We start from the raw sequence: 14294 nt of genomic DNA, 5'->3' as shown, positions 1-14294 counted from the left end.
AAACTAACTTTGTCAAGCAGTTTGAACATTTCTCAGCTATTGTTCACCTTACCTAAATAAATTCTTCTAAGATATCATTACTATTCAGGACTGGTTTGGCTCCAGCTGCGATCAACTCATTACATCCCATCGAATTGATATCATTTATGCGCCCAGGTAAAGCTAAAACATTGCGATTTTCTTGTAGTGCAAGATTAGCGGTGATCAAACTGCCACTGTGATGTCTTGCCTCAACGACTAACACTGTTTGGCACAATCCTGCAATGATCCGATTACGCAAAGGAAAATGGTATTTCAACGGCCGACTTTCCAAAGGATATTCACTGAGCAACAGTCCAGCATGTGCGATCTGTGTTTGTAAAGCACGATTACAGCTTGGGTAACTGATATCTAGGCCATTACCGATCACAGCGATCGTTTTTCCGTGGTGTTTCAAAGCCAACTGATGAGTAAGACCATCAACTCCCTTGGCCAACCCACTGACAAGGACAAGTTGTTGTTGGATCACGTTAGGTAATAATTGAGTCAAGGCTTGCAGTGCATATGAACTACATTGCCGTGCTCCGACTACACCTAAGAGTTTTTTAGAATCCAACAGTTCGATATCACCTTGATAAAACAAAACGACCGGTGGTGAGTATATTTCCTGTAATTGTGACGGGTAACGCTTATCTAAAATCGTCAAAAAATGACTGACCTTTAGATTTTGGCGGACCTTTTGCGCTAATTGTTTACTTTGTAGAGCATCCCATAGATCATTTTTTTGCGTTTGTCCTAATTTTAGAAGTAAAAAAAGTTCATCTTTACTAGGGCAACGCTCAAATGAAAGCATATAACGAACGACCCGTAATTCATTTTTAAGATCTAGGTTACATAAATGTAGCTTCAGCAAGAAAAATTCTAATTCGTTCATGAAAAACACCTCTCGCTATATAAATACGCAAAAGGTATGAGTTTATTTGCTTAAATATTTAACAACTGGTTCAAATGTCTTACGATGGATCGGAGTGACTCCTTTTTGAGCTAGACCAGCCAAATGTTTAGGCGTCCCGTAGCCAGCATTATTACCTAGATCATAGCCTGGATATACCGTATCGTAAAATTTCATCAAGTGGTCACGATTGACTTTAGCAACGATACTAGCGGCTGAGATCGAAACTGATTTAGCGTCGCCCTTGATCAATTTTGTTTGCGGGATGTCAGTATCGATCTGCATCGCATCGATCAAAATATGCCCCGGTTTGATCGTTAAAGCTTCCAAAGCTTCTTTCATTGCGATCCGAGTTGCCTGATAGATATTGACTTCATCGATCAGATCATTTTCGGCTACTCCAACGGCTACCGCGACCGCTTGTTCTAAAATTTTACTATAAAGTTCTTCACGTTTTTTTTCAGATAACTGCTTTGAATCATTGACTTCAACTAATTGAAAATCATGCGGTAAGATCACTGCTGCTGTAACGACTGGACCAGCCAAAGGGCCGCGACCGACTTCGTCGATCCCGGCAACGTATTCAACGTCATTATTCCATAGTTGTTTTTCTAAACGCAAGCGTTCTTTAAATTTGACTAGCTTTTGTGTCTGTTTTTCTTTTTGTTTATAATACGTTGCTAAGGCAGTCTGAACACCTTTACGCGGGTCGTTTTTCAATTCTGCTAACATTTCAGCGCTAGGCTCAGCCTTTAATAGCGCTTTGATCTGTGCGATCGTGTATGCCAAAATAATTCCCCCAATTAATAAATTAAGAGGGGCATGCTACTGCAAGTCCCTCTCGAATATGATCTAAACTTTAGCTGGATCTTTAGGAACGTCATCCAAAGTATAACGTCCTAACTTGCCCTTGCGACAATCAAAGATCAAACGTTCACTTGCGCGCTCATAGTCATCTTTAAAGCCCAATTTACGCGTCAGTTCCAGTAAAACTTCAACTGTCGGCAATTCCAAAAGTTCTTCGTCGATCTTATAGCGTTCGATCAAAGCTTGTGGATTTTTTGCACTGAATTCTTCGATCTCATATAACGCAACATCATCTTTTGCATATAAAGTATCCTTGATCGCACCCGTCAAAGCTAGCTTTTTACCCACGATCGGATCTTCGAACTTCGGCCACAAGATCCCCGGTGTATCTAATAATTGGAGATCTTTGCCAGCTTTCAACCATTGCTGCGACTTGGTGACCCCAGGGCGATTGCCAACTTGAGCAACATTTTTTTTGACCAAATGATTCAATAACGTAGATTTTCCTACGTTAGGGATGCCGATACACATGACTTTGATGCGTTGCGATAAGATCCCGCGTGCTTTTTTATTTGCTAATTTTTCAGCTAAGACTTCTTTGATCTTCTTATCGATCACTTTTAATGAATCTTGAACACTGTTGATCGCTACAGCAGGTTGTCCCATTTTTTCGTAATACTCGATCCATTTACGGGTTTCCTTAGGATCAGCTAAGTCCATTTTCGTCAGCACGATAATACTTGGCTTGTCTTGTAATAGATCCTTTAACTGGGGATTACGTGATGATTCAGGTAGTCTAGCATCGACTAATTCCAAAACGACATCCACCAGTTTGAGGTTTTCTTTGACTTGACGTAAGGCTTTGGCCATGTGACCAGGGAACCATTGAATAATTGCCATGTTTTTGCATCCTTTCATAAAATTAAATTAGCTTTTGCTATTATACCATGCCTTATAGTACTTTAAAATGCCAGATAGGCCAGTAAATGATCCAGGCTCGTCCTGAGATACACGTTTCATCGACCATCCCTAAAGTACGCGAATCTTGACTGATCCGGCGATTATCTCCCAATACAAAATATTTACGCGCTGGGACTTTAGTAGTCGTAAAAAAATCATCCAATGTAAAATCTGAAGTTTCACCCAAATTTGGATCCGTTAGAAATTTTTCTGGGACCTTCTTTTGATTTACATAAAGCTGATTATTTTCATATTTGATCTCATCACCAGGTAACCCGATCACCCGTTTGATATAAGTTTCACCATTAGCGAGCTTGAAAGTGACGATATCAAAACGCTTGATCGTACCGTAATGTCGCACCAAGACTTCATCATGATCATGAAGTGCTGGTAACATCGAATTGCCATTGACCTCCAAAGGGGTGACTAAAAAAAAGCGAATGAAGAGCGCTATTACGAGCGCCAATACGAAGGGACCACTCCATTTTTTGAGTTTTTGTTTATCTACATGTACTTTCATGATGATCTCTACGTCCCTTTCTGAAAAATACACCCATATTGTAACATAATTCTTGTAAAGATAAAAAACGGGCGTCTGTTTTGAGACGTCCCGTTAAAAAAGTTATTCACTTAATTTTTCGACAGCTTTTTGGTAGGCATTGTCTGATTCGGTGACTTTTTGAGCAACTTTGGCTTCAATACTTTCAACGGTTGCTTTATCAGCCGTTCCGGTAACTGTTAGCCCATTATCTGTTTGATATTTTTCAACAGCTTGCTTAGTTTGCTCATTAAAGTAACCTGATTTTTCATCCAAATCATAGCCTAAAAAGACCAGCATCTGTTGCAAATTCTTGATCTGCTTTGAATTTTGTCCTTCTTGATAGGTTTTAGCTGTATCGATCGCAGTCAAGTAGGCAACATCCGGATAATCCGCTTCGACATCTGGCTTGATCCCTTTTTTATGGATCCAAGTTCCATCTGGCGTCAACCACTTAGCGATCGTTAATTTCAATTCAGTCTTATCTTTGAATGGTAGCGTATTTTGAACTGTTCCTTTACCATAGGACTTAGTTCCGATCAAAGTGACATTGTTACCTGATTGTTTGAGTGCCGCCGCAAAGATCTCTGAAGCACTAGCGGAGCCGCCATTGATCAAGACGATCGATTTTTCCTTGACCTTGAAACCGTCATCCAATTCATTACTTGCCTTATAGACCGTTGGCTTGCCATCACGGCCAACAACTTGTAAGATCGGTTTGCCGTTTTCAACAAACATTGAAGACATCGCTAAAGCTTGATCCATCAAGCCACCTGGATTATTACGTACATCGATGATAAAGGACTTAGCCCCTTTTTTGCGCAAGCTTTGGACTGTTTGTTTAAATTCTTTGGCAGTATTTTCAGAAAATGAAGTTACTTGAATATAACCGACCTGCTTATCTTCAGTAGCTAATTTACCCTCAACTGTTTTAACTGGGATCTTAGCCCGCGTCAAAGTCTTCGTGAAAGTCGTTCCATTCCGCTTGATCGTAACTGAAACCTTAGTCCCAACTTTACCCCGCATCAATGAAACAGCTTTATTCAAGGAGTAATCCTTAGTCGATCTGCCATCGATCTTGACGATAACATCATTTGCTTTCAAACCGGCTTTAGCAGCTGGTGTCCCTGCAATCGGTGACATGATCTTGATCTCTGAACCACTTTTTTGCACTTGGGCGCCGATACCGCCAAAACTTCCCGAGATCGAATCATTTAATTCTTGACTTTCAGTCGCATTCATATACTCGGTAAAGGGATCACCTAAAGCCCCGACCATCCCATTTAAAGCACCATCAACCAGTTTTTGTTGACTGACATCTTTATAATAGTTGTAGTAAAGGGCATTATAGACCGTATTGATCTTGCCCATTGCTTGGTTAGCCGACTCGAGCCCCTTTACCTGACGATCCATCAGCCAAAACACGCCACCACCACTGAGCAAGGCGACACAAACTGCAACGAGCACGGTGGTCAATAAATTGTACTTTTTTTGTAAAAACACTCTTTTAAGTTTTGGTTCTTTTTGCTTCTCTTTTTCCACTTAAATTACCTCTTCCAAATATCCTTGCCAAGCTTCATCGAAAACACTCATTGAAGGTAGATAAGTCGCATTCAATTCGAGATAATGCGAGATCTCATGATAATCATCCGAATGTTTAGGAAAAGCTTGATCAAAGAACGCTGCATTGGCAAAATGACTGATCTCATCTACACCATTGGGATCACGTTTAGTCATCAAATACCGATAAAAACTTTCGCGCATAAATTTACCTACCTTTAATTAGTATTACTCAATGGGAAAGCGACTTTAAATTGAAGATCATCTTGCTTGAGATCAAATTTTTCACCTTGGATCTTGATCCCTTGTTTTTTGGTCAATTGATTTAGATCAAGGGTGATCGTTGCTTTGGAGGCATTGATCTTAGCCCACTTACCGAGATCGTAATTATTTTTGATATACCCTAAGACAAAACTTGGTGGAACATTCAAAGATCCGATCGCGACTGATTTAGTTTTTAGTTCTAGATTTCCCGAATCGTCAAGCTGTGGCGTCGCATATAGCGTGAAGGAGACATCTTTGCCTAAGATCTTTGTCGTCCCCATCAAGATCGCAGATTTATCCAAGACGAAACGGTACTTGATCGCACCCTTCTTTTGGTTTTGTTGTAGATAATAGTTGACAGCCGCACTTAGTTGCTCTTTATTCAAAACAACATTGACATTGGCATACTGTCCTTGTTTTTGTGTTGTTTGCGTTGCGATCTGTTTTTGATCTGAGCTTGGAGTCGTTACTTGAAACCAAACAAAGACGATAAAGCCTAATACTAGCCCTAAAAGGATCGCAAACGCCCATTTCCAAGGATTTTGTTTCATTTTATTTTTCACCCTCTAACCATGTACTTTTATGTTTGAGCATCACTTGATATAGTCTAGAAGTGATGTAGCGATAACCTTTATCGTTAGGATGAAAATGATCTTCATCAGATAGATAGTCATTTTTCTCCTTATCATCACTTAAAAGTTGCTCAAGTTTACTATCAGCAACATCATTTAGATCGGTCGTCGCATTTTTTTGCAGTGTTGCCTTCGATCTACCGTAATATTGCCCCTCAGATAGCCGCTTATTTACATCCACAAAATAGATCTTCGACTCATTTTTAATAGTATCCTTAGCAACTTCATTCCATTCATCAGTATATTGTTGCATTTGTGTTAAAGTCGGAAAATATACATAAAATGGATTGTAGACACTGATCAAGAAGATCGGTGCAGTTTTGTTATATTGCCGCACAGTCGCTAATAAACTCTGTAAATTAGCTGCATATTCAGTTTTAGCTTTAGGCATTGCATTACTGAGTTTATTTTCAGCTAAACTATTGAAGTTTTGTTGAAGAACTTTCATTAGATCGTTCCCGCCGACCGTCATCGTGATCACATCAGCCTTTTTAAGATCTGACTGGAGCTGTTTTGAATCAAGCACACGTTGTTTTATCTGATCACTACGATCACCAGTCTTGCCGTAATTGTGTGTGGTCACCGTTAGAGCTTGTTTTTGCTCGAGCTTGGTCTTGATCAAGCCAACATAACCACCTTTATCTGTGGTATCACCCACACCAAAAGTCAAAGAATCACCTAAAGCAGTCAAGGTCAGGGTCGGTTTGGCTTTTTTGGTAGTAGCTCGTTCCACTTTAGCGGTAACTTTTTTGACTGGGTCCAATTCTTGTTTCTGCGGTAATACAAGCTGTAAAACTAAATAAAAAACAGCAGCTACTCCAACGATACAACCGACAAATGCTGCTATTTTTCCGATTACTTTCAAAAAATATCCCCCTTTAATTGGTCTTGCCTTTATTGTAAGCTAAATGCACTTTAATTTAAATACTTATCTCATGTAAGTTGTATTTGCTAGTATGTTACAATTGTAATTGATTAAAAATTTTTTATCAGAAAGGTCGATCTATTTGCCTAAATATACTAACAAAAATCTGATCGCTAGTTCGATCATCACAGGGATCGCGCTGCTAGGCTCTGTCTTTTTAACGATCATCACGCTGCTAGCTGGGCATCCCAAAACTGCCTTTATTGTTGCGCTTTCGCTTATCTTAGGGACTGTTAGCCTGTATCTATTGCTAAAGATCATTACTTTAGCTCTGTATAATACTAAAGCTCACCGTCCTTTAGACACGATAACACGTAGCTTAGGAGCTTTGACGCTTATGACGCTGCTTTACCCACTTTGTTTTGGGGTAAAGTTTTTTGCAGCCGGCTGGGTCGCTTTTGGACTCGTGACTGCTTGGGCGGTCTTAACATTGATCTATGAATGTGTTTTTTATCTAAAATACTGGCAATGGGTCTATGCCGTTAGCTTGGTCGTTTGGTTGGTCTGTTTGATCTTGATCGTTACCGGTCAGATCTTTGAACCACTCTTTATTATCGCCATCATCTTAGGGATCCTTTCCTATTGGTGGAATAAAGCCCAGCCTAAACTACTTTGGCTCTCATGTCTTGCAGAAACATTGCTGATCTGGACTTGGCTTTTAGGTCTGATACAATTGATCCGTTAGTGATGATAAAAACGGGGATGTCGTAATAAAACATCCCCGTTTTTTATTTACGTTCATAGATATAGAAGGTGTGTGGATAATGATTTTTTTCATCGACCACACCGTCTTCTTGAAAGATCACTCTGAATTTTGAATAATCTAGCTCAGGCATAAGCGTATCACCCTTAAATTCAGCAGCGATCTTGGTCACATACAGGCGCTCAACTTCTTCTTGCAAACTATTGAACAGCGAAGCGCCACCGATCACAAAAACTTCCTCAGACTGTTGTGATAACCAAGTCTTTAGCTCAGTTAGATCTGAAAAAACCGTTAAGCGTTCAGTCGTTTGTGCTTCTTTTTTTAATTCTTCACTGTGCGTCAAGACGACATGTTGGCGCTTCGGCAATAAGCCTGGAAAACTAGCAAAAGTCTTGCGTCCCATAACGATCGGGTGACCGATAGTTTGTTTTTTAAAGAAAGCTAGATCAGCTGGCAGATGCCAAGGTAATTTCCCCTGGTATCCGATATGATGTGCCTTATCTTCAGCCCAAATAAATGAGATCATTTTTTTACCCCTTTTCTTATACAGCCACAGGTGCTTTGATAGCTCCCCAAGATTCATAGCCTTCTAGTTTGATATCATCCATTTCAAATGACAAAACGTCTTTTTTAGCTGGATTCAACCACAACTTAGGGGCCACTTTAGGTGTACGTGCTAATTGCTCTTTAACTTGCTCAAGATGGTTAGAGTAGATATGCGCATCCCCTAAAGTATGGATAAATTCGCCTACCTCTAATCCTGTTTCATGGGCGATCAAATGTGTCAATAAAGCATAACTAGCAATATTGAACGGTACTCCTAAAAAGACGTCACCACTTCGTTGATAGAGCTGACAACTCAACTTATTGTCATTGACATAAAATTGAAATAACGTATGGCACGGTGGCAAAGCACTGAAAGGTACATCTTCAGGATTCCAAGCCGAAACGATCATTCGTCTAGAATTTGGGTCAGTTTTGATCGTCTCGATCACATCTTTGATCTGATCGATCGTTTCGCCTGTATGGGTTTTCCAATGCCGCCACTGTGCACCATAAACGTCACCTAAATTGCCATACTTAGCTGCAAATTCATCATCGTTAACGATCCGGTCGCAAAATTGCTTCTTTTGTGTTAGATATACTTCTTTGAACGCTGGATCTTTTTGAGCACGTAAGCCAAAATCAGTCATATCTGGTCCAGTGTACTCATCACTTTCGATCCAATTTTTAAAAGCCCATTCATCCCAAATATGATTATTATGTTGCAATAGGTATTGAATATTGGTATCACCCTTCAAAAACCAAAGCAACTCACTTTTGATCAAGCCAAAAGGAACTTTTTTAGTTGTCAATAAAGGAAAACCTTGGCTTAGGTCAAAGCGCATTTGATAACCAAATAAACTGGTCGTCCCTGTTTTAGTCCGGTCACCTTTTTGATGACCCTTTTCTAAAATATCTCGAATCAATTGTAAATACGGTTCTTCAAGTGCAGTCATTTTCTTCCTCCGATGCAATTATTTGGGATAGATCATTATATCATGTTTTATTAGACGTATTGTCCTAACTCTTCCCAGCGGGCCATTTTTTGTTCACTTTGTGCATTTAGGTCGTCGATCTCTTGTTGTAAACTGGCGAGCTTAGGATAATCTGAACCATCCACTTCACCCATTTGCGTCTGTAATTGTTCTAGCTTTTCATCCAACATTTCGATCTCTTGTTCTAATTTATCAAATTCAAGCTGCTCAGCATAAGTCAATTTTGTTTTTTCTTTTGGTTCAGTCGATTTGGTAACTGGCTTTTCCTTGACTACTTTTTTGGCAGGTCGTTTATCTAGATTTTTTTTTAGATAATCTGTGAAAAGCCCATAATGCCGTGTTATTTTAGCATTGCCTTCAAAGATCAAAAGTGAATCGGCTACTTTGTCTAAGAAATAACGGTCATGCGAAACTGTGATCACGGTTCCTTGGAATTGATCAAGATAATCTTCCAATACCGTCAATGTACCGATATCTAGATCGTTTGTCGGTTCGTCTAAGATCAAGACGTTTGGCTGCATCATCAGTAGTTTCAAAAGATATAAGCGCCGTTTTTCGCCCCCAGAAAGTTTCTTGATCAAGGTACCATGCATTGATCTTGGAAAGAGAAACTGTTCGAGCAATTGCGTCGTGCTGACGTGCTCGCCATCTTTATTGACGATCGTTTGAGCAACATCATTTAGATAACTGATAACTCGTTTGTCCTCAGGGATGTCTTCTGTTTTTTGTTGGTAGTAGGCGATCTTAACCGTTTCACCTGTGATCAATTTTCCACTGTCTAAAGCTAATTTCCCAGCTAAAACATTCAATAAACTTGATTTACCAGCACCATTGCCCCCTGTGATCCCGATCCGATCACCGGCTTGGATCAACAGATCAAAGTCTTTTAAGATCGCATGCTCATCTAAGTTTAATGAAGCATGTTTTAGCTCTAAAACTTTTTTACCTAAGCGTTGTTGCCCTAGATTGATATCGACTTTACCATCAACTTGAACTTTGTTGAGATTTTCTTTTAGTTCATTAAAGCTATTGATCCGAGCTTGCTGTTTAGTCGTTCGCGCTTTAGCCCCGGTACGCATCCACGCTAATTCTTTTTTATAGAGCTGTTGTTGCTTATGTTCAGCAGTCAATTCGCGTTCGACACGTTTTGCCTTTTGATCGACAAAATCTTGATAATTCCCGGTATAAAAATATAATTTGCCAAATGATAGTTCAATGATCTGATTAGCGATCTGGTCTAAGAAATAACGGTCATGGGTCACTACTAAAAGCGCACCCTTATACGAAGCTAGGTAATTTTCTAGCCAAGCGATCGAATCAAAGTCCAAGTGGTTTGTCGGTTCGTCTAGGATCAGTAGGTCTGGCTCTTGGATCAAAACTTGGGCTAGGCCGACCCGTTTGACCTGACCACCAGAAAGTGTCTTGATCTTTTGATGCCAATCGTTGATGTGTAACTGCGTCAAAATAGTCTTAATATCACTATCAGCACTCCAAGCATCTTCTTGATTCATCTTGGCTTCAGCCTCATCGTAGCGTTTTTGGAGTTTTTCATTTTCCGGATCATTACTGTAGGCCGTTAATGCTTGTTCGTAATGTTTGATCGTCTGAAAAACTGGCGCTGCACCATCAAAAACAGCTTCCATGATCGTTTTTTCTGGATCCAATTCAGGTTGTTGCTTTAGATAACTGATCCGATAATTATTAGGTGCGATCAATTCACCAGAATCGGCGGGATCAAAACCACTGATCGTATTCAAAAAAGTCGTCTTCCCTGAACCATTAGTCCCGATCAAGCCGATCCGGTCATGTTCATTGATGATAAAACTCGCATCTTGAAACAGTGTTTTATCGCCATAGGTCTTAGTTAAATTTTCAATTCGAAGTGTTTGCATCTAGTTTAATTCCTTACTTAATTTTTCAGCTTGAGCTAATAAAACTGCTTTATCGTTAGCTAGTTCACCTAGCACAACTTTTTGTTCGAGCGTATTCAAGATCTTGCCTAATCCTGGTCCTGGTTTTAGGCCCAGTGTTTGGATCAGATCCTTACCATTCAAAGCTAACTGCGCCTTATCTTTGATCGGTAACGCTGTATAGGTCTGTAAAAGTTTAGCACCGGTCAAAGGTAACTGTAAGATATCTAATAGGTGGCTCGCTGCTTTAGTTGCACGTTCTTTAGCATGGTAACAGACCAACGGATCAAGATCAGGTGTGGCTTGCTCAAGGATCGATAGGACGTTTTGAACTTCCATACTGATATCATTTGAAGTTTTCCAAGCTTTGAGAAAACTGCGGACTTGTTTAGGGGTAAGCTCAAAGACATAGGCCAATAATGCCCAACATTCTAATTCATCTCCTAGTTTTAGTTGAGGCAATTTGGCGATCTTACGTAAAGCTTGCTCACGTGTCGCAAATTGTGGGCAGTATTTGAAAAGTTCTGTTTCTAAAAAGGCATCTAGTCCTTGGACCACATTTTTACCTAATAATAATTTGATCCATTCGACTTGAATCCGTTCAACCGCGATCTTTTCGAGTAAATGTGCATTGGCTTTGATCGCTTGTAAAGTCTTAGGCTCGATCTTAAAATCCAATTGACTAGCAAAGCGTACTGTCCGCATCATGCGTAAGGCGTCTTCAAAGAAACGCTCAGTCGGATCACCCACAGCACGGATCGTTTTATTTTTTAAGTCATCTAAGCCAGAAAACATGTCGATCACAGTGCCATCGGGTGCTAAAGCCAAAGCATTGATCGTTAAGTCGCGGCGCTTGAGATCTTCTTTTAAAGAACGCACAAATTCGACTTTATCAGGGCGCCGAAAATCTTGATAGCCACTTTCCGTCCGAAAAGTCGTGATTTCGTAACCTTCACCATGGTCTAATACCATGACAGTTCCGTGCTCGATCCCCGTGTCGACTGTCCGCTCAAAGATCGCTTTTATCTCGGCCGGATATGCACTAGTTGCAATATCAACATCGTGGATCGGTAAGCCTAGGATCGTATCCCGGACGCTTCCCCCCACAAAGTAAGCTTCAAAGCCAGCAGCTCTTATCTGTTGTAACAACGGTAAAGCTACCGTAAATTCTTGAGGTATTTTTTCTACTTGCATAATCTATATCCAACCTATTCTAAATATATAGTCAGTATTATTATAGCCGTCTCAATTCAGCGTTACAATTAAAAGTATCTAACAAAAAAGCACTCAACTTTCGCTGAATGCTAAGGTAAATTACTTTAATTTTATGATATGTGGTTCGATAGCTTTTCTGACATTTTCTTTTTCTTCGGGTGTCAACTTAGGCCAGTAAAGTTCTTCTAGATCATCAAAATAAAAGCAAGCGTCCTCTGGATTAGGGTGATCGGTCATTTCAAAAACGAAAAACATCAATTCACTTTTCTCATCACTTGTTAAATTGTACAATTAGTCAACTCTTTACCCATATATGAAAATTCTACGTCACCGGCAAATATTTTATATTTTTTGCTCATTTAGCTCACACTCATTTCATAGTAATTTCTTCTTGGGCCGATTATACGTGAAACCTTCACCCAATGCTTCGGTCACATCTAAGACTGAGATAAAAGCTTTGGGATCATGATGCTCTGCGATCCGCTTGATGGCCGTCAATTCACTGGGACTGACGACACAGTAGATCGCTTTAAAATCTTGATTGGAAAATGCCCCTTGTCCAGCTAAATAACTGACGCCCCGATCAAGATCTTGGATGATCGATTTAGCGATCTCATCTGGAAAGCGTGAAATAATAACAACACCGCGCGCTGCATATGCCCCACCTTGGATAAAATTAACTAGTTGCGAAAAGACATACGAAGCGAGCAAGGTATACATCATTTGGCGTAGGTCCAAGTAGCTCAGAGATAACGTCAAAACGACCGCATCTAACGCAAGCAGTGTCTTTCCCATCTGGATCCCTTTTTCCTTCTCCAAGATCCGAGCTACGACATCGGTCCCCCCGGTAGTTCCACCGAATTTATAGACGATCCCTGAGCCAACACCACCAAAGATCCCAGCTAAGATCCCGGCAATAAAGAGATCATTATGAATATTTATCGGAATATAGAATCGTTGCCAAAACCAGATCCAAAATGACAAAGCCAATGTTCCATAAACCGTATAAACTAAAGCTTTTTTCCCTAAGTAGCGATAGCCAATGATGATCAAGGGAATATTGATCAAGATCGTTGATAGCGCTGGATCGATATGTAACCAATAACGAATGATCAACGTGATCCCTGTAACTCCACCTTCAGCTAAATTATTTGCTATATTGACCGAGACTAGACCCAAGCCATAAAAAGCACACCCCAAACTTATCATGATAAGATCTATTATACTTAAACGTTCATTTGATACCATGCAAACACACCCTCTCTAGTTTTATAATAACATAAGTAGGTCGCTAACTTACTAGCTTAAGATCAGTTATAAAATGTTTTGTTGGCTGCGCCGGTTTTTGGCGCAGTCTTTTATTTTATTTCTTAAAGTTAAAGTAACATTTTATTATTGATAAACTTGCAAGCATTTACACTTTTTGCTATTGTTAAAGTAACAAATTATTATTATCGAGGTGGGTAAATATGGCACAATTCCCTTATGAAGATAGATTTCGGCATTATTTAGAATACGATCGGGTGCTTGAAAAAAATACTTGTGATGATCTTTGTCGTGATGTCGCCGATCTCTTCAACTATCTAAGAAATTTCAACAGCCTTTACCGCACGGATCCTGATCTCTCTAACCTGACCGAAAGCGATATCCGTGATTATTTAAACATGCTCCAAGTCAAACGGGAGATCAAAAATACGACTTACAACAAATATCTGACACACCTTAATGTTTATTTTGCGTTTCTCTTCAATGAACGTCTTTCAACTAGCTTGCCTACTCTACCATTAAAAGGACTAAAACGCTCTAAAAATGAGCTGGTCCCGGTAAATTGGCAAGAAGAACTACCGCTATTGCTGGAAAACGATGACTTATCGTATTACACGCGTGCCACTTTATTATTTATCTCACACTATTATACGATCACCGAGATCTTACAAAGTGGCTTTTATCAGATATTAGACACGGAAAACTTTGCCCCCAATGAACAGCTCTTCTTAGACCGCTTTAAAGAATATCTTGCTCCTTTGCAAACTAAACAGCACAGTCAAGATCTTTTCTTAAAACAGCGGATCAATCTAGTTGAACCCCGGCTGACTTTGCCTGGCTTGCATAAATATCTCAAAGCTGACCAACCTAAATGCTTCTTACCTTTGATCCCACGTAAGTTCTACCAAGCTGCGATCTTCCATGCTCTATTGACCGAACAACACTTAAATGAGCAACAACTTAGTGACAAATTGCATCTTGATGGGACTTCACTCAACTATTATCGGCAAGAACTGATCAGATACGAACTTCAATAGCAAAAAAG

Annotated in this window: 16 protein-coding genes; 2 read left to right on the top strand and 14 right to left on the bottom strand. The window is 39.9% G+C overall.

Annotated features, from left to right (window positions below; translation table 11 throughout):
* Positions 1-52: 52 nt before the first annotated feature.
* The 8 genes from dprA to GSR62_RS04645 form a co-directional block, all read right to left on the bottom strand.
* A complete protein-coding gene (dprA, locus tag GSR62_RS04680; protein WP_010689026.1) occupies positions 53-913 on the bottom strand; it encodes a DNA-processing protein DprA in 861 nt (286 codons plus the stop codon).
* A 42-nt stretch (positions 914-955) separates the two neighbouring features.
* Positions 956-1720, bottom strand: coding sequence for a ribonuclease HII (locus GSR62_RS04675; RefSeq protein WP_083213891.1), 765 nt, complete (start codon positions 1718-1720; stop codon positions 956-958).
* Positions 1721-1783: 63 nt separating this feature from the next.
* Positions 1784-2638 (bottom strand): ribosome biogenesis GTPase YlqF, encoded by an 855-nt coding sequence (ylqF, locus tag GSR62_RS04670; RefSeq protein ID WP_066023892.1) that lies wholly within the window; start codon positions 2636-2638, stop codon positions 1784-1786.
* Between the two features lie 52 nt (positions 2639-2690).
* On the bottom strand, positions 2691-3218 hold the full coding sequence (gene lepB, locus GSR62_RS04665) for a signal peptidase I (protein ID WP_010689021.1): 528 nt from the start codon (positions 3216-3218) through the stop codon (positions 2691-2693).
* 102 nt (positions 3219-3320) lie between these two features.
* Entirely contained in the window at positions 3321-4778 is a 1458-nt protein-coding gene (locus GSR62_RS04660; protein ID WP_066023891.1) for a S41 family peptidase, read from the bottom strand.
* Positions 4779-5000, bottom strand: coding sequence for a YozE family protein (locus GSR62_RS04655; protein WP_010689018.1), 222 nt, complete (start codon positions 4998-5000; stop codon positions 4779-4781). It abuts the gene before it with no gap.
* A 14-nt stretch (positions 5001-5014) separates the two neighbouring features.
* The gene (locus tag GSR62_RS04650; protein WP_066023890.1) at positions 5015-5611 is read right to left on the bottom strand and encodes a YpmS family protein; all 597 of its coding nucleotides are present in this window, start codon (positions 5609-5611) and stop codon (positions 5015-5017) included.
* 1 nt (position 5612) lies between these two features.
* Positions 5613-6557 (bottom strand): SGNH/GDSL hydrolase family protein, encoded by a 945-nt coding sequence (locus tag GSR62_RS04645; RefSeq protein WP_035448316.1) that lies wholly within the window; start codon positions 6555-6557, stop codon positions 5613-5615.
* Positions 6558-6699: 142 nt separating this feature from the next.
* Here GSR62_RS04645 and GSR62_RS04640 point away from each other — a divergent pair, with 142 nt between their 5' ends.
* Positions 6700-7302 (top strand): hypothetical protein, encoded by a 603-nt coding sequence (locus GSR62_RS04640; protein ID WP_010689013.1) that lies wholly within the window; start codon positions 6700-6702, stop codon positions 7300-7302.
* A 43-nt stretch (positions 7303-7345) separates the two neighbouring features.
* On the opposite strand, the gene GSR62_RS04635 is transcribed toward GSR62_RS04640, so the two are convergent.
* The 6 genes from GSR62_RS04635 to GSR62_RS04610 form a co-directional block, all read right to left on the bottom strand.
* The gene (locus GSR62_RS04635; RefSeq protein ID WP_035448318.1) at positions 7346-7846 is read right to left on the bottom strand and encodes a dihydrofolate reductase; all 501 of its coding nucleotides are present in this window, start codon (positions 7844-7846) and stop codon (positions 7346-7348) included.
* Positions 7847-7862: 16 nt separating this feature from the next.
* Entirely contained in the window at positions 7863-8819 is a 957-nt protein-coding gene (locus GSR62_RS04630) for a thymidylate synthase (protein WP_035448320.1), read from the bottom strand.
* A 50-nt stretch (positions 8820-8869) separates the two neighbouring features.
* Positions 8870-10750: an ABC-F family ATP-binding cassette domain-containing protein gene (locus tag GSR62_RS04625; RefSeq protein ID WP_066023888.1), complete on the bottom strand. Its 1881-nt coding sequence runs from the start codon at positions 10748-10750 to the stop codon at positions 8870-8872.
* Positions 10751-11962: a CCA tRNA nucleotidyltransferase gene (locus tag GSR62_RS04620; protein ID WP_066023887.1), complete on the bottom strand. Its 1212-nt coding sequence runs from the start codon at positions 11960-11962 to the stop codon at positions 10751-10753.
* A gap of 120 nt (positions 11963-12082) precedes the next feature.
* Complete coding sequence (locus GSR62_RS04615) at positions 12083-12274, bottom strand: hypothetical protein (RefSeq protein ID WP_066023886.1); 192 nt, start codon at positions 12272-12274, stop codon at positions 12083-12085.
* Positions 12275-12358: 84 nt separating this feature from the next.
* Entirely contained in the window at positions 12359-13231 is an 873-nt protein-coding gene (locus tag GSR62_RS04610; protein ID WP_035448327.1) for a YitT family protein, read from the bottom strand.
* 221 nt (positions 13232-13452) lie between these two features.
* Between GSR62_RS04610 and GSR62_RS04605 the strand changes: the two genes are divergently transcribed.
* Positions 13453-14286 (top strand): site-specific integrase, encoded by an 834-nt coding sequence (locus tag GSR62_RS04605; RefSeq protein WP_066023885.1) that lies wholly within the window; start codon positions 13453-13455, stop codon positions 14284-14286.
* Positions 14287-14294: the final 8 nt, after the last annotated feature.

The sequence above is a fragment of the Ligilactobacillus animalis genome (assembly GCF_009933595.1).
GTDB classification, from domain to species: domain Bacteria; phylum Bacillota; class Bacilli; order Lactobacillales; family Lactobacillaceae; genus Ligilactobacillus; species Ligilactobacillus animalis.
This window is presented reverse-complemented; position numbering and strand designations above follow the sequence as displayed.